General features: G+C 48.8%; 16 protein-coding genes and 1 tRNA gene. 15 read left to right on the forward strand and 2 right to left on the reverse strand.

Going from position 1 to position 22,999, the window contains the following annotated elements; translation table 11 throughout:
- The first annotated feature begins 53 nt into the window (after positions 1-53).
- The 8 genes from era (at position 54) to rpmB (ending at position 9,601) form a co-directional block, all read left to right on the forward strand.
- Positions 54-944, forward strand: a complete 891-nt coding sequence (era, locus tag ACIS_RS02125) for a GTPase Era (protein WP_041651150.1) — start codon at positions 54-56, stop codon at positions 942-944.
- A complete protein-coding gene (locus tag ACIS_RS02130) occupies positions 938-1,780 on the forward strand; it encodes a 3'-5' exonuclease (RefSeq protein ID WP_012880592.1) in 843 nt (280 codons plus the stop codon). Before era ends, ACIS_RS02130 begins: the two co-directional genes overlap by 7 nt.
- Positions 1,781-2,167: 387 nt before the next feature.
- Positions 2,168-2,695, forward strand: a complete 528-nt coding sequence (locus ACIS_RS02135) for a retropepsin-like aspartic protease family protein (protein WP_012880593.1) — start codon at positions 2,168-2,170, stop codon at positions 2,693-2,695.
- Between the two features lie 125 nt (positions 2,696-2,820).
- Complete coding sequence (locus ACIS_RS02140; protein ID WP_012880594.1) at positions 2,821-4,533, forward strand: aminopeptidase P family protein; 1,713 nt, start codon at positions 2,821-2,823, stop codon at positions 4,531-4,533.
- Between the two features lie 67 nt (positions 4,534-4,600).
- On the forward strand, positions 4,601-5,437 hold the full coding sequence (locus ACIS_RS02145; protein WP_238523316.1) for a uroporphyrinogen-III synthase: 837 nt from the start codon (positions 4,601-4,603) through the stop codon (positions 5,435-5,437).
- Positions 5,438-5,670: 233 nt separating this feature from the next.
- Positions 5,671-6,486 (forward strand): gamma-glutamyl-gamma-aminobutyrate hydrolase family protein, encoded by an 816-nt coding sequence (locus ACIS_RS02150; RefSeq protein ID WP_223822677.1) that lies wholly within the window; start codon positions 5,671-5,673, stop codon positions 6,484-6,486.
- 216 nt (positions 6,487-6,702) lie between these two features.
- Positions 6,703-8,691, forward strand: a complete 1,989-nt coding sequence (priA, locus tag ACIS_RS02155) for a replication restart helicase PriA (protein WP_012880597.1) — start codon at positions 6,703-6,705, stop codon at positions 8,689-8,691.
- Between the two features lie 598 nt (positions 8,692-9,289).
- Entirely contained in the window at positions 9,290-9,601 is a 312-nt protein-coding gene (gene rpmB, locus ACIS_RS02160; RefSeq protein WP_010265047.1) for a 50S ribosomal protein L28, read from the forward strand.
- A gap of 2 nt (positions 9,602-9,603) precedes the next feature.
- On the opposite strand, the gene ACIS_RS02165 is transcribed toward rpmB, so the two are convergent.
- Positions 9,604-10,587 carry an RluA family pseudouridine synthase gene (locus ACIS_RS02165; RefSeq protein ID WP_012880599.1) on the reverse strand — a complete coding sequence of 328 codons (984 nt, stop codon included), beginning with the start codon at positions 10,585-10,587 and terminating at the stop codon, positions 9,604-9,606.
- Between the two features lie 395 nt (positions 10,588-10,982).
- Here ACIS_RS02165 and ACIS_RS02170 point away from each other — a divergent pair, with 395 nt between their 5' ends.
- From ACIS_RS02170 to ACIS_RS02190, 5 genes are all read left to right on the forward strand, one after another.
- Entirely contained in the window at positions 10,983-12,962 is a 1,980-nt protein-coding gene (locus tag ACIS_RS02170; protein WP_012880600.1) for an acetyl/propionyl/methylcrotonyl-CoA carboxylase subunit alpha, read from the forward strand.
- A gap of 103 nt (positions 12,963-13,065) precedes the next feature.
- Complete coding sequence (locus ACIS_RS02175) at positions 13,066-17,151, forward strand: hypothetical protein (RefSeq protein WP_012880601.1); 4,086 nt, start codon at positions 13,066-13,068, stop codon at positions 17,149-17,151.
- 282 nt (positions 17,152-17,433) lie between these two features.
- Entirely contained in the window at positions 17,434-18,858 is a 1,425-nt protein-coding gene (locus ACIS_RS02180; RefSeq protein ID WP_012880602.1) for a hypothetical protein, read from the forward strand.
- Between the two features lie 352 nt (positions 18,859-19,210).
- A complete protein-coding gene (gene lipA, locus ACIS_RS02185) occupies positions 19,211-20,098 on the forward strand; it encodes a lipoyl synthase (protein WP_041651151.1) in 888 nt (295 codons plus the stop codon).
- An 11-nt stretch (positions 20,099-20,109) separates the two neighbouring features.
- A tRNA-Arg gene (locus ACIS_RS02190) sits at positions 20,110-20,184 on the forward strand.
- Between the two features lie 195 nt (positions 20,185-20,379).
- Here ACIS_RS02190 and pstA read toward each other — a convergent pair.
- Complete coding sequence (gene pstA, locus ACIS_RS02200; RefSeq protein WP_012880605.1) at positions 20,380-21,627, reverse strand: phosphate ABC transporter permease PstA; 1,248 nt, start codon at positions 21,625-21,627, stop codon at positions 20,380-20,382.
- Between the two features lie 366 nt (positions 21,628-21,993).
- Between pstA and ACIS_RS02210 the strand changes: the two genes are divergently transcribed.
- The gene (locus ACIS_RS02210) at positions 21,994-22,608 is read left to right on the forward strand and encodes a superoxide dismutase (RefSeq protein ID WP_012880606.1); all 615 of its coding nucleotides are present in this window, start codon (positions 21,994-21,996) and stop codon (positions 22,606-22,608) included.
- A 94-nt stretch (positions 22,609-22,702) separates the two neighbouring features.
- A complete protein-coding gene (locus ACIS_RS02215; protein WP_012880607.1) occupies positions 22,703-22,999 on the forward strand; it encodes a type IV secretion system protein VirB3 in 297 nt (98 codons plus the stop codon).

A 22,999-nucleotide genomic window follows, 5' to 3' on the forward strand; every position in this document is an offset into this window, starting at 1 on the left:
TATTGGTGAGGCGGTGCGTGGCCGAGATAGAGTGTGGTACCTAGGTTTTTATGATGGGGCGCGATTCGGAGAAATGTTCTTTGGTTGCCGTTGTGGGTGCAACCAATGCTGGTAAGTCCACGCTTATCAATGAGTTGGTGGGGTTTAAGGCTTCAATAGTAACTCCGAAAGTCCACACAACGCGGGTACGCATGAATGCAGTGCGTAACGATGGGAATGTCCAGCTGGTGTTTACAGATACCCCAGGTGTTTTTGCGCCGAAAACAGTTCTGGAAAAGTTTTTGGTGAAAAACGCATGGATGTCTATCAGAGGTGCGGACATTGTGGTTTTGGTACTCGAGGCCAGGAACTATCTGTGTAGCCAAGTTGCCAGGGTGGTTGCCAAAGTTAAGCACTCGCATATTCCCGCTGTGGCCGTGCTTAATAAGACCGATCTGCTTCAGGAGTGTCGTATTCGCGAAATTTTAGCACACGTACAGTCCATGCACGAATTTACCGGGATTTTTGCGGTTTCGGCACTTCACGGTTTGGGTACTGAGGCTCTGTTAACGCACCTGCGCGAGTCTGCGGATTACTGTCCATGGCTGTATCCCGGCACTCAGCGTACTGACGCCACTGTAGAATTTTTTGTAGCCGAAATTACTCGCGAAAAGCTGTTTCTTGCTCTCCGCCAGGAACTGCCATACTCACTGTCTGTGGTTACGGAAAAGTTTGAAGATAGGGGCCGTAGCGTCATAATCAAACAGGTTGTGTATGTAATCAAAGAGAGTCAAAAAACAATCGTTGTGGGGAAAAATGCTGCGCTCATAAAGGGTGTCAGCACGGCGGCGAGAGAGGAAATAGAGCGCATTCTGGGTAAAAAAGCACACCTTTTTTTGTTTGTTAAGGTGCGCAAATTCTGGCAGGATCACCTGGATGAATGCGTAGGATACACACAATGCTGAGCTCGTTATTGGTTTTTGACATTGAAACTATACCAGATACTGACAGCTGCGACAGTCTTGTGGGAAGAGCTGTTGGTGGTGATGTTGCGGCCAAGCGCGAGGCTATGGCTGACTACCATCTTGAAGTGACTAATGGGCAAAATCCATTCCTGCGCCAGCCGTTTCACAAGATAGTGACAATAAGCTTTCTCAGAGCGGATATACGGCGCGATCTGGGGTGTGAGCACTTTACACTGCGCGAAATACGTTCTGGGGGAACTGTGGCCTCCACAGAGAGGGAGCTGGTGCGTGGGTTTTTGGGCTACCTTTCCGCAATCAAGCCCCGCATTGTGACGTTCAATGGGCGCACTTTTGACCTGCCTGTGATAAAATACCGGGCCATGGTGCATGGAGTTCAAGCTGGGTATTTGTATAATTCTGGCGACAAGTGGAACAACTATTTTCAGCGATATAGCACAGATTGGCACTGCGATTTGCTCGATTATCTTTCAGATTTTGGCACGTCCGCCAGGGTAAAAATGCATGAAGTGTGTTCTGTGCTGAATTTTCCAGGCAAAATAGGTATAGACGGTTCGGAAGTTGCGCGCATGTATGACTGCGGGCAGTTGTCTGAAATTCGTGACTATTGCGAGTCTGACGTAATCAACACCTACCTTGTGTACCTTAGGCTGATGCACCATCAAGGCAGGGTGACATCGGACAGTTATAACGAATGCATCAAAGATTTGCTGGAGTATCTGCAAACCAGTGGCAACAAACACATGCTTGAATTTGTTGCGGAGTGGGAAAAGGTTTGCGATGGCCAGTTTTTTATGTTGGGGGAAGAAGTTTCTTGAACGGAGCGCGGCCTCCATTGGGTTATTGCACGCGTGTTTAATAAGTTTTATCGTAGTTGGGTTACCATAGTGCACACGCACCTGCCAGCGCCTGTGAGTAGACGTGATGTCTAGCGTGCCTGTGCAGAGCTGTAATATGAAGTCAGTAGGCTTTTATACGTCTCCCTAGTGGACATCAACTCAGTTTTGAGTCAGAATCATGCTTTGTGGCCAGAGCCGCGGCGCCTTTTCCAGGTTGCTGCTTGTTGAGTGGCGGCATGCATGACTCCGGATGTGGCGGGTACGTGCGCCGTTTTCATACAATATCTGTGCCATTCCTGGGGCTCAATTGCAGGTTTTTCTACTGTGTGCCGCTGTCGAGACCGATATGTCTACTTGTAGTTTGCAATGATAAGGGATATTTTTGCCATGAGATTCGCGAAGTATATAGCTTTTTGGGTTGGGCTTATATCGGTAATTGCCTTCCTATACGATGGAGTGCATAAACCACCATTTGGCAGTTTTGGCAACACTGCAGCCGCGATAAGCGACGTACCCATTATAAAAGATGGAGGGGTTGCATTTCGCAAATCCAAGGACGGCCACTTTTATATACTTGCGGCTATCAATGGGGAGAATATAACATTCCTAGTGGATACAGGCGCGACGGATGTTGTGCTGTCTGAAAGGGATGCGCAGAAGATAGGTGCGCATATGAGGCCGGTGCAGCAATCTAAAACCTACCATACAGCAAATGGGGCCATAAAGGCCACCTATTTTCAGATACCAGAAATCAGAATAGGGACGTTGGTTGCGAGAAATGTGGGTGCTAGCATTAGCACATCTGAGCTGCGAACGTCTCTGTTGGGAATGAGTTTTCTGAAGCATTTTCACTTTACGATGCGGAATGACGAGCTACTGCTTTCTCCAAGCTGAAATCTGGACGCGCCGAAGTAAACTTTGCACGCATGCCACGCGGGGTAGGGCTGCTTGCACATGATTACGCTAGTGAAGACGCCGAGGTTTTGCTATAAACTTAGGGTGCTCTTTGCAGGTACGGTGTGGACGCAAAACTCCGGAAGTTATTGCCTATCATGGATGAACAAGGCCTTGATGCGCTTCTGTTACACCACACTGATGAATATCAGTCTGGGTGGGTGCATGAGAGTAGGCAAAGAGTAAAATGGTTGTGTGGCTTCAGTGGGTCAAACGCTTTCCTGATAATTTGCAAAAAAGGCAAAAGTCAGTTTTTTACCGACAGTAGATACATAGTGCAATCCGCGTTGGAGGTGGATAAAGATAGTTATGATGTTCATGACTTCCGTGATTTAACCCCTTTTGCATGGCTTGAAGAACACATAGACGAATATCCCGTTGTGGGCTATGAAGGGGAGCTGTTCACGCTCAGCCAGGTAGGGAGGTATGCAAAATTTCTGCCCAAGATGGTGCAGCATATTATGTTAGACAAGATTTGGCAGCGGCCCATGCAGATTCACCAGCGCATACAGGAGCATCCAATAAAGTTTGCTGGGCTTTCAAGCCGTGAGAAGCGCGCGGCCGTTGCTCATACTCTGCCCACCAGTGGCGTCATGTTGATGACCGATGTAGACGCGATATCATGGCTCTTGAATATACGGAACATGGCATTTACGCATACTCCTTCTGTTTTGTCGCGTGCAATACTCCATAGTAACGGGGGCGTTGAGCTTTTTGTGGATGCAGCGGCTGATCAGGTGCACATAAGTGATGAGGACGTGCGCGTTTTTTCAATAGATAAGTTGCACGGTGCCCTAATGAGCGCTCACAGCATTGTGGTGGATGCATCCACGATTCCAATGTCAATATTTGACGCAGTGCGAAGTAAAGTGGTGACGATCAGGGATGATGATCCCTGCACCTTCCCCAGGGCAACAAAAAACGAAACCGAAATACGGGGGATGATCCAGGCTCACGTCAGAGATGGGGTAGCCATGACCAATTTTCTGTATTGGTTGCACACGGAACTTGCAAATTGCAGGGAGGTGACGGAGCTAGGAGCCGCGTTGAAAGTCCGTGAGTTCAGAGAAGCCCAAGAGCTATTTGCCGGAGAAAGCTTCGATGCAATTTCTGGTTTCGGAGGGAATGGTGCAATCGTCCACTATAGGGTAAACGAAAAAACAAGCCAGGTACTGCGCGAAGGGGGGCTGTATCTGCTAGATTCCGGTGGGCAATATTTGGATGGCACGACAGATATTACCAGAACTGTGGCGGTTGGCACTCCAAGTAGAGAACATATTGAGCGTTTTACTGACGTGCTAAAAGGGCATATTGCCCTGGCAAGAGCGGTTTTTCCCACTGGCACCTCGGGGGGAGACCTGGATGTTCTAGCTCGCCAGTGTTTGTGGCAGAAAGGGCTCGATTACGGGCACGGTACTGGGCACGGCGTTGGTAGCTTCCTATCTGTGCACGAGGGCCCACAAGCAATCTCACGCAGCAACCGGGTGGCACTACTTCCCGGTATGGTACTTTCCAATGAGCCGGGCTACTATAAGGTTGGCGAGTATGGCATTAGAATCGAAAACCTGATGTATGTTGAAGCGTGTGGCGAGGGATTTTGCAGATTTCAACAACTTACCCGCGTTCCGCTAGACAAAAACCTGATAGACACCAAAATGCTCAGTTCCGAAGAGATAAAGTATGTGAATGATTATCACAGCTTCGTATACAACGAAGTAGCACCCCACGTTGCTGCAGCGGTCAAAGCTTGGCTACAAACAGCCTGCTCACCACTGTGACGCATGCTGGGCGTGCTCTTTGCGGGGTGGAATGACATCAGGGTTGTCCCGTGCACAATTTTTGTGTATGTTCGCTGTTGTTTTCCGCTTGGTTTCGGTGCGGAGTGTTGCGTGCAGTTTAAGTAGAGAGATGGGGGGGGGGGGGAGCGTTGGTCGCCGAGGTTCTGTTTTTTGTTCCTGCCATGGAAGATTGCCTATGGGCATGCTGGTGTTGACCCGTGCCAGTGCAGACTCAGCAAAGTCCAAAGGGGCTCTGGAGGAATTGGGGTTCGACGTTTTTGTTGAGCCCATGTTTGAAGTTGTGCATCTGCGTACTGAGGCCCTAAAGTTGCAGTCATATGACGTCACTGTTGTTACGAGCAGGAATGGTGTTGATGTTATTGCCAAGCTTACCGATGAACGTGATATCTGCATATTAACTGTGGGTGACAGCACCATGAAGCGTGCGACTGCTCTTGGGTTTACTAATGTGGTATCTGCGGGTGGCACCGTGCGCGATGTAGTATCTTGCCTGAATGCGTACCAACGCGGAACCAAGGTGCTATACGCGAGAGGGGAGGAAGTTTCATACGATTTGCGCGGTGCTGCAGAGAAAATGGGTTTTGAGGTAGAAGAGGCTGTGCTCTACAAGGTTGTAGCTAGAGCGAATCTGAGCCCCCAGTGCTGTGATCTGCTCATGAATGGTGAGATATTGGGTGTGGTTTTTTACTCAACTAGGACGGCCAAGATTTTTACCGAGTTATCCAGACAATACAGCAGGCTTCTGCGTAATGTTTGTGCGTATTCTATGAGCAGCGGGGTTTTTCGCGCACTGGATGTGGGTGCGTGGAAGCGGATACTTGTTTCTCGACGCCCCACTGAGGAGTCATTGTTTAAGTTATTGTTAGGCATTGAAAGATCATAAATGGTGTGTTATGAAACGTGAAATCTGAGAAATGGTTTGGAATAGCCATAAGTTTTGTTTATAGGTTTTGGCAATATAATGCCGGATTTGGTTGGTCTCATGTGTGTAGCGGGTGGGTTTGAAATATGAAATGTTTGAGTGGATACGTCCGCACGGCGTTATGTTGTTTCCTGTTAAGTTGGGCATGCACTTTTGAGTGTGTGCACGCTCTTACGGCGAGCACGGTAGGTATATTGTCTACTAAAAGTTCGACATATCCTAATGAATATGATACTGCCACGGGGATCACCGAGTTACTCGTCACCTTAGGTGCGAAAAATGTGACAATTGTGGATTATAACAAGATAATCGAAAATGCCGGCGGCGCCGGTGCGGACATGGCAGCGATAAAAGACAGCCTAAGTGGGTTTCTGCGAGAGAACAATATAGACAGAATTCTGATTCCAGGTAACTACTACAACATAGTTTCTCCCCCGCTGCCTCCGGTTCCTAACAGACAACTGGTTACAGATGCCGTGGTAGGCCTGATGAATAGCGGGGCTGACTTGCATATTTTGGGTATTTGTGGAGGATTGCAAGGTGTGTTGCGCTCACAGAATGTAAGGCTGAGCAGAGTGCAGGATATTTTGGGCTCCAGTGCAATGGCTGAGTCTCACAATATTGCTGATCCAAACCCAAGGCTTCCTGGGGTTCCTCTAATGAGAGCAAGGGCCTTGCCGGGCACCAAACTTGAAGTCATCGTCAGGAAAGTAAATGCGGGGGACGATCCGGTGTTTTACCTACCCGATGCGCACAAAGAAGCAGTAGACAATTCTCCGGAAAATATGGAAAAGCTGAAGGCGCTCGGCTACAAGGTTGCTGCAGTATCTGATGATGGCATCATAGAGGCGCTTGAGGACAGCAAGGGCAACATGTTGATACAAATGCACCCAGAGTACCTACTAATGAATGCTGACAAAAAAACGGGCAAGCACCGCGCGGTTGACCTTGGTATCAAAGTGGCTCTTGCCATCATCACAGATTTTCTCGGGGACGGTTCCGCCGGGTAGCGCGTGATACGTGGTTTTGCTCCGCGCGCAGGTTGGGGTTTCTGCATCATGCTGATGGGGGCGCTATCGTACCGGTAGTTTGGCCGCATATAACCCGAAAAGAGCCATGTACCTGCAGGGTGCTGCGCTTTTTCGAGAGCGGCCGTGCGCATTTATCACGGTCATTGGAAAATTGTGGCATAATGTGCGGCTTAGTGTGCTAGGTAATGCGAAACTGTGACGGGGCGAATTATAGCGGAGGTTGCGCTACCTGTACCTGTGGATCAATGTTTCTACTACTCCGTACGAGAAGGTATGGAACTTTCTGTAGGCGACTACGTGCGGGTTCCCTTTGGAAACAGGGTGGCAATAGGCATCATCACCACCATGAGGAGTGGGCCTGCCCCTGATATGGAGCTGAAAGACATTGGCGACAAAATTCCCCTTCCGCCGGTACAGCGGCCGCTCATGGAGTTTCTGAAGTGGGTCAGTAGTTACAACATCATGCCAATAGGTATGGTGCTAAAAATGGTGCTCGGCAGCGTTATTGTTGCAAAGTCTCGCATGTTTGGTACACAGGAGTACAAATGTTGTGTGCCAACTGATAATAGCCCCGCGCTGAGCACATCTGCTGCGCTGTCAGGGGAGCAGCTGAAGGCCCGTGACCAAATAGTGGGGAGGCTTTCTGGGTTTTCAGTAACTGTACTGGACGGAAAAACTGGTTCCGGTAAAACCGAGGTTTATTGCGCGGCAATAGCCAAGTTGCTGCACGACTGCTTGGATGCTCAGGTTCTGATCTTGCTGCCGGAAATAGTTTTGGCCACGCAGCTCATGAAGCGGGTGCACAGCTATTTTGCAGGGTGCAACCCCGTAGAGTGGCACTCCGGCCTTACGGCGAAACAGCGTAGGGAAAATTGGCTGGCGATCACTTATGGAGCCTCATCAATAGTGGTGGGAGCCAGATCTGCCCTGTTTTTGCCGTTCAAAAATTTGAAAATGATAGTCGTTGATGAAGAGCACGAATCCTCCTTCAAGCAAGATTCTGGGATTATTTACAATGCACGTGACATGTCTATCGTGCTCGCGAAACGATTGGGTGTGCCTGTGGTTCTGTGTTCTGCAACTCCGGCCCTGGAGACAATGCATAACGTCAACCAGGGTAAGTACCATCACGTTGTATTAAAGCAGAGATTCGGCGAGGCAGTAATGCCCGATATCACAGTGGTCGATATGCGCAAAGATCAGCTGCTCAGAGAATGGCTCTCATCGGCGCTGCACGACAAAATAACTTCCACCCTCGCCAAGGGTAACCAGGCGATGTTGTTTTTAAATCGTCGCGGATATGCGAGATTGGTCTTGTGCAAAAAGTGCGGGTACAAAATAAGCTGCCCAAATTGCTGCACATGGCTAACCGAACACAAAAGGTTAGATGGCCTGCTGTGCCACTATTGCGCATACAGCTGCGCAGTGCCCCAACAGTGTCCAGACTGCACCAAACACAATACCATGATGCCGTATGGGGTGGGGGTTGAGAGGGTTGCTGAAGGCATAAAGGAGCTCATTCCGGAGGCAAACGTTGCAATCATTAGCAGTGACGTAAATACCAAGCGAATTACCCGCACAATAGAGCAAATCATGGAAGGTGAAGTGAACATTATTGTGGGCACCCAGATCATAGCCAAGGGGCATAACTTTCCCAAGCTGACTCTTGTTGGAGTCATAGATGCGGATTTAGGCATGGGAAACAGCGATTTAAGGGCGACTGAGAAAACCTACCAACTGTTGCACCAGGTCTCTGGTCGCTCAGGTAGATTTGAAGAAAAAGGGGAGGTGGTGTTGCAAACACACGGTCCGGAGAGCCCCGTTATTCAGTCTTTGATGTCTTGTGAGCGCGAGGATTTTTACAATGCGGAGCTGCACTCGCGCAAGATTACTGATATGCCCCCATACACGAGGCTTGTTGCCATAATAGTATCAGGCAAAGAGGAGTTTAGGGTTGTGGATACGTCTAAAGATATTGTGGCATACCTTTCAAGGCATATAACGGTTTGGGGGCCGGCGCCCGCCCCTATGAGCTTAGTAAATGGTGTATACCGGTACAGGATGCTGATGAAAATTAGCAATATCATGGCTGTGAGGAAGATCTTAACGGAGTGTCGGGATCGGTACACAAAACTTGGGAGAGTAAGAGTTGTGATAGACGTCGACCCGGTTAACTTCGCGTGAGCGCTGCCCAGTTAACTTCGCGTGAACACTGCTTGCAAGCGGCTATTCGCGTTGGTTTGTATTTATAAGTGCGGTCAAACCGCGGCATTTTGATGCTGTTGGGTGTCCGAGCGCCCATTTTTTGGTGCTCCTCTCGTCTATAAACCCGAAGCGGCAGTCATCTGCAATTCGAAACGTGGCAGATATTTCCTGTGTGATGTACTTAGGGTCAGGGTTATGGCGCTCCGTAGCCCTGTTTCGGCCGCAGTTCATCCCATAGCCCGGTTGTGGTAATCCTGCCATATTTCTGGCCACAATTTACTTGTTCCCACGGCCAACGATCTTACTTAAGTGCAATAATCGTGCCTCATTCCTGGGTCGGTTCCGGCCTTTATAGCTTCCATGCTTATACATTTCAAAGGCACGCAGCGCGATGCATGTATTTGTGTTTGGTTGCACGGCTGCGTACTGACAATCTCCTGGTGACGGAGCCCCAGCGCGGCGAATACTCGACAATCAATGTCTGTTGCCACGAATGTTGGTATATATCATGCTGTGGTTGACTATCGCTCACATCATGGTACAATTGCGCAGGTTTGTTGTGTTTTCGGGGGTTCCTGTGAGTAGGGTTTGTGACGTTACTGGGCTTGCCAAGTCCTTCGGTAACAGGGTGTCGCACTCCAACCGTAAGACGAAGCGGTCTTATCTGGTGAATTTGCACAACGTGACTTTAGTTAGTGAGGTGCTTGGTAGGAAGTTTAAGATGAAAGTCGCTGCCCGTACCTTGCGGACTATAAACTACAAGGGCGGCTTTGACCTTTATCTGTTGAATACCGCTTCCAGGAAGCTCAGCGACGAGGCGCAGAAGATAAAGCGCAAGATAAGGGCCGCTATCGCATCTGGTAAATCCTTGCAGTGTGGTGTACTTTAAAATTACCCCCGGTTTCTTGCTTGTGGGTTGCCGGCTGGCTCTAGCGCAGATATGAGTTGCTGCATATCATCGGCCGGTTTTGATGTAAACTCGATGTACTTTCCGGTAGATGGATGACGGAAGCCGAGTAGGGACGCGTGCAGGGCTTGTCTACGGAAGTTTTTGACATCCGGCGGCACCCCGCTCCTCATGCATTTCTTGCAGTTCTTACCATACTTCTGATCCCCCACTATGGAGTGCCCTATATGGCTCATGTGCACCCTTATTTGGTGCGTCCTTCCGGTGTGGAGCGTGCATCTAATCAAGCTTGCGACTTCCCCCAATTCCTGTTCAACCTCATATTCTGTTTTTGCCGGCTTTCCGCCGGAATTTGCAGCTTCCATCATGGTTATGTCAGACCTTTTTACGCGGATGTTTGTATGTATCACGCCCCGCTTGGGACAAGGTATACCCCAGGCCACCGCTAGGTATTCTTTCTTGAATCCTTGGTTGGCAAGTTCTTCGGAAAGCCTATAATAGGCGTTTTCGGTCTTCGCGGCTACCATTAGCCCGCTGGTGTCCTTGTCCAGTCTATGTACGATGCCCGGCCTTGAGCTACTACCGACAGACTGCAAACCGGCCCCGAATCGGGCAAGCAGCGCATTTGTTATCGTGTGATGCTCAATTCCATTTCCTGGGTGGACGGCTATGTAGGGGTCTTTATCTATTACTATAACATCATGGTCTTCGTACACTACTTTGAGGTCGATATCGTAGTTGGGTGATAGAGTGCTGGGTTTCTGTACGGCCGTCACTATTGTGTACACGTCACCTGTTTTTGTCAGGTAGCTGTTGTCGTTGATTACTCTTCCAGAGATTGTAACTTGCCCACCCGCGATCAGACCCTGCGCCCTGTTGCGTGATATTTCCAACGCGCACGAGATTAATTTATCAATTCTTTGTTGGTCGCCCTCTTTGGTGACGCATATTTCATGCACGCTTTTCATCTGGTTACCAGTATTCTTGGTTAAATGGTAGCTCTGTGGCTTGCTGAATGCAATACGTGAGTCACTCTGGTATTTTGTGGGGTATGATATCCTCGGGCCCGCCCGTGCTATTGTTTAGAGACTTGCTAGACTCCAGATTCCAGTTTAGGTAATGCAGCAGTCGTCTAGAGGTAGTGCAGCAAAGACTAGACCCGTCTGCAAACAGTGTGTCACATCAACCAGGACATTCTCCAGTGCAGATAACTTAGGGTGTTTCGCGGGTATGCCAAGGTGCTAGTGTGTTATGTGAAAATATTGTTTTGCAGTAAGGTGGCTCGAATGTAGAATCTGTGCCACGTTGGGCTGTTTGGCGGGAGTTTGCGGCCCTCTGAGTTTGCTAGTTTTCTGTGGGCCGCATGATACGAAAGATTCTAATTGCAAATAGGGGAGAAATAGCGTGTAGAATAGCGCGTACTGCGCGCAAAATGGGTATAAAATGCGTGTGCGTGTACTCGGATGCAGACCGTGGTGCGCTGCACACCCTACACGCCGATGAAGCCGTGTATATAGGCCCGGGTCCGGCCAGCCAGAGCTACTTGGACATAGGGAAGATCTGTACCGTGGCTGAGGAGACCGGAGTGGATGCGGTTCACCCTGGCTATGGGTTTCTTTCTGAGAATGCAGAATTTCCAGACAGACTGTCTGAGTGCGGTATAGGGTTTATAGGTCCGGCTCCGTCTTCCATGCGCATGATGTCTGATAAGGTGGTATCGAAAAGAGTTGCGCAAGATGCCGGTGTTGCCGTAGTTCCCGGATACATGGGTGTTGTGGAATCTCCTGCCGATGCAAAAAAAATTGCGGAGTCCATAGGATTCCCAGTCATGATTAAGGCCGCAGCCGGTGGTGGGGGCAAAGGCATGCGAGTTGTGAAGTCCGCCAAGGAAATGGAACAGGCTTTTGTGTCTGCTACTAACGAGGCATCCAAAAGTTTTAGTGACGGAAGAATTTTTATCGAAAAATACATAGAATTTCCCAGGCACATAGAAGTCCAGATAGTGGCCGATAAGCACGGCAATGTTGTATGTCTGGGAGAGAGAGAGTGCTCCATACAGCGCAACAACCAAAAGGTGATAGAAGAAACTCCTAGTCCATTCCTTGACAAAAAAACTCGGCAAAGCATGTATGCGCAGTGCGTGAACCTCGTAAAAAGGGTGAACTATTTTTCGGTCGGCACAGTGGAGTTTGTAGTCGATGCTGAAAAAAATTTTTATTTCTTGGAAATGAACACCAGGCTGCAGGTGGAACATCCGGTTACAGAGCTTGTAACTCGCATCGATCTCGTTGAAGAGATGATCAAGATTGCTGATGGTGAGCGGCTAAGCTTCTCCCAAAGCGATGTACGATTTTCTGGATCAGCAATAGAGGCCAGGATATATGCTGAGGATCCCAAAAAAGGCTTCTTGCCCTCCAGCGGGCGTATAACATATTATTCTGAGCCCACAGTTAGCGCAAACCTGCGGATAGATAGCGGTGTTACTGAAGGAGCAACCGTCAGTATGTTCTATGATCCTATGATTGCCAAGGTTATATCTCATGGGGGGACCAGGCTAAGGGCAATTGAAGTCATGCGGGAGGCCCTGAACAGGTTTTACATTGAAGGCGTGGCGAACAACATTGATTTTCTACTTTCGGTGTTTTGCAATTCAAATTTTATCTCTGGCAACATAAACACTGGGTTTGTCTCGCAGTTTTATAGATCCGGGTTTAAGGGTGACCAGCTGACTCCCGAGATCGCGGAAATTTTTGCACTTGCTGTGCTGTATATATACTTGGAAGATGAATCCAGGAATTACGGTAGGGCGCTGGAGAGCGAGGAGCTGTCAGCACATGTTGGCGAGTTTAGATACGACCTGCATGTGCGATGCTCGGAGGGCAAAATTTTTGTGGCACTGGACGATAAGAAAGGAAGAATTGTGCTGTCTGGTGCGTGGCATGGGAATTACAAAATGCTAGAAATATGTGTAGATAATAGCTCCTACCGTATCAAGGTCCGTGCGCATTCAAGCAGATACGCGCTAAAGTACATGGCGGTTGAAGCTTTGTGCTCTGTACACAAAACAAGTACGAACGATCTGCTGCAGTTTATGCCCGAAATTGCGAGTGAGGTGGCATCCTCTGACGTTGTAGTTTCCCCAATAGCAGGAATGGTTGCGAGCATTTATGTAAAGCCAGGAGATGAGGTAAGTGTGGGGCAGCCGTTGCTCGTGATTGAGGCCATGAAGATGGAAAATTTGATATGTTCGGAAGTGCAGGCAAGGGTCGCCGAAGTTTTGTGCAATAGCGGTGGAAATGTTGTCGCAGGGGATGTTATTATCAAGTTTGTAGCCAAAAAATAGCTTCCTGGTGGTCAGGTATTGCGAGAGCAAAGTGTGTGGGCTATTGCGTGTTCATATGTGTTATGGTCGGCCTTGCTTTGCTCATCATTTTGGATAGTTATTAGTGTTAATAGGAAATCCGAATAGAAGAAGTACCATAGGGTTTCTATCCAGGGCTGTCACCAGGGTTGCTATCAGTCCTCCAGTGCGTGATGGCGCATTTCACTTTAAGGTGGACTGCAGACCCAGTGACAGACTTTGTGCCCTTCTTGCCACCCTACCGGGGGAAGTTTACACGAGAGTGCCAGAAGAGTGCTCAGTGAGGGTTAGGAGCTCGGACGTTATCAGATTTAAAGAGGCCATACGCAATCCAATTAGAGCGGCAGCACGTGGTGACGAGTATCGTATCAGGCTGGTAGCATACCTGTTGCTGGAAGTGACTGAGAGATTTCAGGAGTACGGAGAGGATTTATATTCGCACATACATGACGGCTACGTACACGACATGCGTGCTGGCGGAGGCAAGTTCCGGCAGTGCATAAACTATATTAGAGGTGAGTATCCGGGTAGACTGCCGAACGAGCCATCTATGGGTTTGTATACCCAGCTTTGCTTCCCAAGCCCCACACTATTGCGCGAACATTTCTACTTTTCTGATGAGGAATGGTGTTATGTACTGAAACTTAAAAAATGCGCTCCGGAGGCAAGCCTACTGTTTGAGGCTGCGTCCATGAGGTTGCGGCGACTAGATTGTGGCGCGGCTACACCGAATAACGGCTACGCTACGGAATGTCTCAGAAGATTTTTGGCATCGGTGACCCATGGAATTAAGAATCCGGCAGAGAATGGTGGGGAAATCAAGATTCCCTGCGAAGACTTTTTCATCATTGTACAGGAAATAACCGGCGATAGCCCGGTTAAATCCTACATTGAGCACCAGCTGTATCTGCGTCAGGAAAAGTGCATTGCCCATGGGTTGCAGGAAAGTTTCAATCATGCATGGTCACGCCACGCACGCGACAAGGACGTAGGTGTGCGCGGTAATGCTGTAGCGGAAATGCGAGAGGCAATTCTAGGCCTGAAGCAGGTGCAATTTTTGCTTGGGGACCCCTCCTTCTTTCAAAGGTTGAACCCCATGGGAGTACTGCAGGCCCAACAATATTTCAGAGGCATGAATGCAATTGTTGGTGCGATGATAGCCTGTATGCAGGCCAATGAAGGGCTCTGGACCGAAGAGGCTTTGCTGTTTTTCCTAAAAGAGACCTGCGGGAACATTACTGGTGATATTGGCCGGCTTCTAGCCATCCACGACTTTTTCTCCGTGGGGCACACTATTTACAGAGACGCGGTTGTAAAGTTTACCCGTGAGGAAGTTTCGGAGATATCAGAACACATAAATTGCTGGGTATCGCTATTTCGCGAAATGGGTCGCACGTTTGTTGATGGCAGGTATGGTACGTTGGAAAATATGGTTCGCAACTACGGATCTGTTACAAGTGATTTCCACAGTGGTGGTAATGCGTCCGATATGGGACCGTCGCTTAGCCCCGATACTTTGTCGCAGCTCTTTTCAAGCTTTCGTAGTGGCTTGCTGGAGGTGAACACTGACTTCAGAAACGAATTACTTCTCCGACACCTAAAGTCTCACAGGTTGTGTGATTTTTTATGTGAGTTTGAGTATACAAACATTCACGGGAAATGCGACGAGCTTCTTGAAGAAATTTTTGACAATGGATGCACCAACGATAGGGCACTAGCGCTTCTACGACAAATTGTTAAGAGCTGTGGGTGTGAGCGGATTAAGAACATTGGCTACAGCAGAAGCCTGAGTTTTGCGCAATGTGCGTATAAGATATCGTACTGGCTGCCCTTCCGCTCGTTTTGGCTGCCATGGGTGAATCCAGCGAACTACAGAACTTCTTCAGGTTATGTGGGCAGGGGCACCACACACAGATTTTATGCCAAAAATATGATGATCCCGTTCACAGAGTTTTCCCAGGCCATATGCCGCGGCTTACACTTGGAGGATCTTGAACATAGATTTGTGGAAAGTGACTATGAAGCCGAGATGTTAGGTCGGTCATTCAGGATCGAGCACAACATTCCAGGATTTTTAGAGCGGATCACATTTCCCATAAGGAAGCACAGATGGGTATGGTATCTGGTGCTGAGTTTGTTGATGGTTCTGTGCTCAGTAGTAGCGGTGGTTGGGCAAGTACTTGACCATTTTGGTATTATTCCCGGAGTGTTGGTCAAGGGGGCCCTAGATGTGTTTCGGTCAATATTTGATGTTACTGTGGCCATAGTGGGGCTAGACACCATAGTTGAGCGTTTCATGCTTCTTGTGGTCAGCATTGCAGGGCTGACCGTCAGGGTGCTAGACTTCATTTTGCTGTGTGGACTTCTATCCGCCGTGACCAGGTTCATTTTTGGAAAGTTTCATAACGCGTGTAATTTCCTATTTGAGGCGCTTATTAGTGCTTGTGAACACGCGAGGCTATACGGGCTAAAGGACGCTTTCTGGCTGTTGATAGAAAAACTGCTACATCGGGAACAAGATGTAAACGTTCCTGATGTGCCCACTAACAATTCGCTGAGACAAGCGTGCTGCTGTGATGGTACCGGAGCCATACAGGTTACTGGCCTACAGGCGCCGTCTGAGATACCACCTACTGAACGCTGGGATATACCAAACGCATTGAGGTCGCTGTCGGGTGCTGTTGGGGAAGAGTTGTACGGACGCAAACCTGACGTTAGGCTTGTGCTCCATAAATTTCATAAGACCCTTGACTTACCTCAGCGTACGGTTTTTGAGGGAGCATATTTAGAGCTGCGGAAAGAGTTTTTCTTTCTGCTTAACAACTACCAAGAAGAGCTTAGTATCGCTGCGGACGGGCGCTCTGGTTCTGTCAACATACTCAACTCTTATGCTGCAAGAAGAGAGGTGTATAACAAAGTTACTGCAGCGAATTTACAGACAATACAGCTAATATGCCTGCGCCAAGACGCCCCAACTGTGCGAATTATCAGGAGCAATGAAGATGCATGGGCGGTTGTCAATGCAGCACGTGACCATGGAGAATCAATTACCTTGAAGGAACTCAATGAAAAAATAGCGGCCTTGCGCTGGGCGCTTTCGGCCATGGACTCATACGACCTTACCGGCATTGCTATGCGGCATGAAACCGTAGTTTCGGATACGAAAATCGAAAAGAGTTGCGCAATTGCCCTCATGGATTGTGTAATCACCTTGCGAGGTTGGAAAAAGGCCCTACTAGATCATGAGAGCGTCAGTCGGGATTTGGTGCTGTGTGATTTGCAAAGCAACTTTTCTTCCTACATCAGGGATGTCTGCTGCATACTTGGTGTTGCAGACCGGGCCGTAGCTGGACGGCATAATACTGCAAGCTACCGTAGATTTTGCAAAATAGTGGGTGTAGATTTTCTTTTGTTGGAAACTCCGTCGCTTGCGGCGGAGAGCATGTCAAGTTTTGTTGGGCTTAGCCTGGGAGCAAGGTCTTACTTCTCCGAGCTTAAGCGCGGACTTGAGGATTTTGCCGGACATTGTCGCGAACTAAAATACATGTTAGCGTCGCTCATGGTTTACCAGATAACGTTGCTATCAGGCGTCGAAGATTTGCGGTCGTTGTTTGACCACTACTCCAGATTTGCTGAAAGTGCCATGCGGCCACTAGGTATCGAGGCCGCATACGACTTTTTTGCCAGAACACGCTACACCGAGCAGTTTTTGTCCTTTTTTTGGAGAAGCGTTTTTCTTTGGGATGTTGTGATAATTTCGGAGGAATTCTTTCGGGCAATGCTTCCACTTGGGCCTTCAGAAATGTTTGCAGTTTTCCGTACGGCGGATCACCGTATCTACCTGGAATCATTTTTCCGCAGAAATTGTGCGCTTGATGAGGTAAAATCTGCGTTGAATAGTCTCGGAGACCTTGTTTATACCGTTTTACAAGTGCATCAGGTCAGGGCAATACTCAGAAGAGCAAAAGCTGCAAACAGGACCAACGGTAACCTAGAACACTTTATGCAGCGCGAGGAAATGTTAAGTACCACGAACTGTAATGGCGAGCATGTACAGCAGCGCCTGGGGCGCGAAGGGAGTGCCAGTGCTCATGACTCTCGAAAAATAAGCGCTTTATTGCAGTCTACTGAGGTTGTGCACGTGCCACGTGAAACGCTGCGCTGTCTGTAAAATAGACGTCGTCTATTATTACGGTGTCAGTCTCATGATCAGGGCGCGTGCTTAATGTAAATTGCAGTATTTTGCCGGATTGGGTAAACTGGTCACGTGCAGCTGTGGCAAGGCCTGCCATTCGTGCAGTGTCGCTGTGCTGTTGTGTGGCAATTATGACACATGGCGTCTGCATGTGCGTGCCCATGGTCGAGGGAACGGAAAGCAGATATAGTGATTTTTTACTGCATATGGTTACAATCCCGCCTTCGCTTATTAATGTCTGTTGCCTAGGGAGTTTTTATGCTTGACGACATGTGTGTCACTGACAAGCGTAGTGATGGGGATGACAGCAGTCTCAAGGCATGGGGAAAAATTAGGTTAGAGGATCTGAGCGCAGAAGAGTACGTACGGGAGCTTGCAAAACAATTTGAGGAGTTTGCGCAAAACTCGCAACGGCTTGAGGACAAGGAGGTGTTGCGAGATCATGAAACAGACCACGAGGCTGAGATGGCAAACGGTTCTCAGCCCATCTGGGACACCCTTACTGGCAACGAAAATTTTGAAGCTAATAAGTCATTTCTAAAAACTGTACTCGCGTTTGTTGAGGACTTTTACAGGCAGTTTCTTTCTCCGGACGCAGCGGAACCTGGGCTGCGATCTTATGTTACTTTGCGCGAGAAGCGCAGAAGAAGAACGCTCACAGAGGCGTTGATGGCATTTCTTAGGAGGCTTGTGGATAGGAGGGTATCAAGCTTCAGATACCTACTTGAGCAACAAATAATGGAGCTCAGAGACGCATTGGAGAAAGAGCTAGATCCCAAAATGCGGCAGCTTCTGCAAGAGAGACTTGCGCTTTTAACCCAACTTAAGATGCAATTGCAGGTTATGGAAAGGCGACAGGGTGCGGACTCCCACATATTCTTCATGATGCTGGTTGCACACACTCTTGCCGGGGCATCTTTGGATCTTCACAGATACGCGCCCTCGATCAGCGCGTCGGAGAACTATATTACCATGCATAGAAGGTTGGAGCGCCTTTTCGATGTTGAAAGTATCGTGCATGACGGGGTCAAAAAAGAAATTGGCCATGTTGCCGCAGAATTGACCATGCAACACGGTGCCTACCACGCGTTTGCTATGGACCGACGCCCCGTTGATGGCCTTTTCATGGGGCGGATGGGGGCGAAGGAGCTTGGTATTTCAGAAGGCAAATTTTTCGTCCATGCTGGGCACAGTCAAAACACTCACGGGTATATGCATGGACATGTGCACGGGGCGACTGAAGGGGGAATACTTGCCAGGCTTGCCGCATTCATTGGCCTTGTGATCCAAAACGTTGCTATGAGACTCATGATGACTGCGCGCGATGCTTTGGCGGGGACTATTGATGCCTCGATGGCCAGGGCCAACACTTGGCCTGATGTTAACGCTCGCAACATAGCTGCTGCAGCTCTATTCAAGGCGGCCGGTGCTGCGGATAACTTCATGCGCGACAGAGGGGGCAACGAATGGCAACGTGGTGTGGCTGCAGAGCATGCGGCCTACTGTACCGGCTTAGACACGCGTGGTGCTCAAGCGGAGGCTCAAGGGCATCCTTACGGTGAGTACAGTATTAGGTGTGCGTTCGAGTTTGCGCAAGCTGGGCAGTCCATAAAGGGCAGCATATTGCTGGAGGATGTAACAGTGCAAAGGGCTGTTGAGGTTGGTCCACAGATTCAGAGATAACACCATTCGTATTGGGACTAGGATCAGCATTTGTCAGTGCCGGTGCGTGCCAGAGGCCTGCGATAGCCATTTCTCGTGCCCTGACGTGGTTTGAGCATGCTGCTTAGAGTTTTTAGGATATGCGGTTGGCTGCTCCTCCATCATACTCGCATCTTCGACTGATGTTGTTGCGTTCCTGCATGAATGCCGGTTAGTGGCTTGTACTATGCTCCTAGCGTATGCTGTAGCACTTATGAGCTTTGATCCGTAATCTGGTAAATTCATCCTTCGCTAGTCGCGCAACTGTTGGGCTGATTGGTTGACAAGCGTTGCAGTTTTTACTACGCTACTCGGTAGTTTGTTGCTGGTCAGTATGGAAAATAAGCCCGATTGGTTAAGGGTGAGGATGCCGGGTGGTGCGGTCTTTGAGGAGGTTACCGAGCTTGTGCGTCACTACGGGCTCAATACGGTCTGTGAGGAGGCTGCATGCCCAAACATAGGCGAGTGTTGGAACAAGCGCCATGCCACTGTGATGATCATGGGGTCTGTGTGCACGAGGGCGTGCGCGTTTTGCAACGTAAAAGTTGGTGTGCCGAACGCTCTCGATCCTGACGAGCCTGAAAGAGTCGGCGCCGCGATCAGCAAACTCGGTCTGAAGCATGTAGTCATAACTTCTGTGGATAGGGACGATCTTCCGGATGGAGGGGCAAGCCACTTTGCTAAGTGTGTAAGGGAGATAAGAAAGCGTGACAGCTCAGTAACTGTGGAAATCCTTACTCCAGACTTTCTCGGTAAGCCGTGCGCGATTGATATCATCGCCTCTGCGCGTCCTGACGTGTACAATCACAACCTGGAAACCGTGCCCAGGCTGTATTCCAGGGTAAGGCCCAGGGCGAAGTACTTTAATTCGCTTAATCTGCTTAAGGAGATTAAAGACAAAAGCCCGGGGGTGTTTACAAAGTCTGGGTTCATGCTAGGGTTGGGGGAGTGCAAGGAAGAGGTGTACCAGGTTATGGATGACCTAAGGTGTGCTGGTGTAGACTTTATAGTTATGGGGCAGTATCTGCAGCCGACGAAGAACAATATTGAGGTACACCGCTACGTTCCCCCTTCGGAGTTTGAGCAGTATAAGCTCATGGCATATGCCAAAGGTTTTTCCATGGTTGCTGCTAGTCCCCTTGCCAGGTCCTCATACCATGCCGAGGATGACTTCCGAAAGCTCAAGGAACTCAGGCTCGCACGTTCCAAGATGGGTGAATAGGTGTATATTGTGCATTCGTAGCTCAGTCAGGATAGAGCGCTACCCTCCGGAGGTAGAGGTCGCAGGTTCGAGTCCTGCCGAGTGCGTATCATACTGCGGAGTTTGGGTTTGTTGGACTCTATAGCCGTTGGCTGGGTGGGTAACTACGGCGGCGCGGGTGTGTCGTATCTCAAACGTTTCAAGAATGTCAGAGCATTGGTAATAAAAGACACGCCCGGTTTGTGTTGTGGGGTGCACACAAAGTGTTGCCAGTTTCGCGTAACTGCGCTTGCTGCACGCAACTAGAACGAAAAATGGTCGAATCGCTTTTTTATAAGGTCAGCGATCATATTCAGGATCAGTAATATTATGAGCAATGCCAATATCGCAATTGCAGATATCTTGGTAAACTCAATGTTGGAATTATTCGCCCATATGTATATTTGCACGGGCAAAACGCTGGCAGGATCTAAAAACGTTTTGGGCAGATCAACAACAAACGCAACCATGCCTATCATGATTAAGGGAGAGGATTCCCCAATTATTCTTGCGACACTTACCATAACTCCCTGTACTACTGCAGGTAGCGCGATTGGAAGCGAATGGTGCATTATGACTTGCATCTCTGATGCTCCCAAGGCGAAGGCAGCCTGTTTTACAGATTCCGGTACTGCTGCAAAAGCCTGCCGGGTGCTTATAATCAAGTTAGGCAATATCATGATTGACAAAGTCATGCCTCCAGCGAGTGCTGAGGACCTAGGGACTCCAAAGATGTTTAGGTACACTATAAGACCGAGAACTCCGAAGATGATCGAGGGGACCGAAGATAGGTTATTTATACTGACTTCAATCATCGAGGCTAGCTTCCCCCTTTTCAAGAGTTCCTGCATACATATTCCGCTCATTACACCCACTGGTATCGCCAGAGCCAGGCACACCATGATGGTGAGCAAGGAGCCAATAAGTGCGCCCGTGATACCCGCGCTTTCCGGAACTTTGGAGTGGGAACTGGTAAATAGTGCAGAATTAAAAAACCTTTTTACCCTGTTTTCAGCTACAAGCTTCTGCATTATCGCATCATACACCACGTTGTTGCCCGGTATGCTGGATACAAAATCGCTTGAAGCGTTGAACCACACGCTGGTATTACTCAATTGTGTGCCTTTCTTAATCAGGTTCGCAAGGTCGTAGTGAGCAGTTTCACTGATCACGCTGTGCGCTATCCTTCTGGTTTCATGGTTGCCAAGGTCCACTGAGTTCTGGACTACCCTTTCCAGCGCATCCTGAATATACTGTATACACACACTTCTAAACGCGCTATCATCCGGGTCCACGCGCTCAACTTCGTCAAAAGACAACAAAATCTTTGTGGTGGTCAACGCCTTGTATCCGTTGTTCACTATGCTGCACAATACCAGGATGAGCACGCCCACCGATATACCAAGGGCGCCTAGGGACAGCACAGAGAGCAACCTGTCCTTTTTGCTTCGGATAAACACCCTAACGCCCTTGCGATGGCGCTTTAGCAGCTTTGTGAGATCTTTCTTCATAGCGATGCCGAAACTAAACGAAGGAGGGACACCATCGGCTCGGGCTGGAGCCACCGAGGAGCGTGCCAATGCTACATCCTTTGTGGCATTATTACAAAGAATTTTATGGTATACAAGCCAACGTGCAGCTAGTGTACTATCCACGTATGCTCACGGAAGATGACGCCTATCGTGTTATCCTACTTCTATTGTTATGGTCATGCCTTGATGAGCCGCGCACGGTGCGGTGGTTCCTGGAGGCTGTACTGCAGGTTGTAGCAAATGCTGCACCATATTGCCGTACAAATTTTGTAGTGGTTTTGCGCTTAGGTGTTGAATCTACTACGCGGTTGATATAAACTGAGGGTTTATTTTGCGATTGCAGCCATGTTTGAATTATCTAGCCTTCCATACAGCAGTTTGGAGCCTTACATCTCGGACAAACTACTGGACCGTCACTATAACGGTCACCACAAGACTTACGTTGATGTGCTGAACAAGTTGGTAGTGGGCACAGAGTTTGAGGGAATGAGTAATGGTGACCTGGAAGGGATTATTGTTAAAACTCATGCCTCTAGCGCTACCAAGGCAATTTTTAACAATGCGGCCCAGGTTTGGAATCATGACTTTTACTGGAAGTCCATGAAGAAGGATGGGGGCGGGAACCCTCCAGCAAAGCTGGCAAAGATGCTTAAGGAGAGCTTTGGTGGCGTACAGGAATTTGCTGACGCATTTACGGCTAGTGGTACGGGGCATTTCGGCAGTGGATGGGTTTGGCTGCTTTATGACAGGGGCTCTGGCAGCCTCAAGGTTGTAAGTACTCCAAACGCGGAGTCTCCTCTGTTGACTGCTGGGTGTTGTCCTCTACTAACTATGGACGTCTGGGAACACGCTTATTACCTTGATTACCTAAACGTTCGCAAGAGGTACGTTGATGTCTTTCTTGAACACTTGATAAACTGGGATTTCGCGTTGAAAGGGCTTGAAACCGCGGGTGTGTGACGGGAACAGGGGCTTCTTATACTAGTTAATCATTTTATAATTTTTTGTTGCTAGAGTCTGTGAAAAGTCACATGTGCCTGTTTTCGGTTGAGTAATGTCGTCCGGTAGTGTCAAGACGGATCAGTTGTTTAAGGGTCTGACGAGACCTACGATGCTTTTTGGCGTGAGCTACACGTTTGCGATACTGAATTTCATGATCTCCATCATGATCTTCATGTACAGTAACGACTTCAGAGTGCTGCTTCTTTTGGCTCCGGGCATGCACGCCATAGGTTTTGCTGCGTCCTCTAAGGATCCCTTATTCATGGATCTGTTCGTCATCAAAATGCAGAAGTGCAGCAAGTGCTTGAATCGTTTCTATCATAATGCTAATTCTTACGACGTGATGTAG

It is taken from the genome of Anaplasma centrale str. Israel (genome assembly GCF_000024505.1).
Classification (GTDB): domain Bacteria; phylum Pseudomonadota; class Alphaproteobacteria; order Rickettsiales; family Anaplasmataceae; genus Anaplasma; species Anaplasma centrale.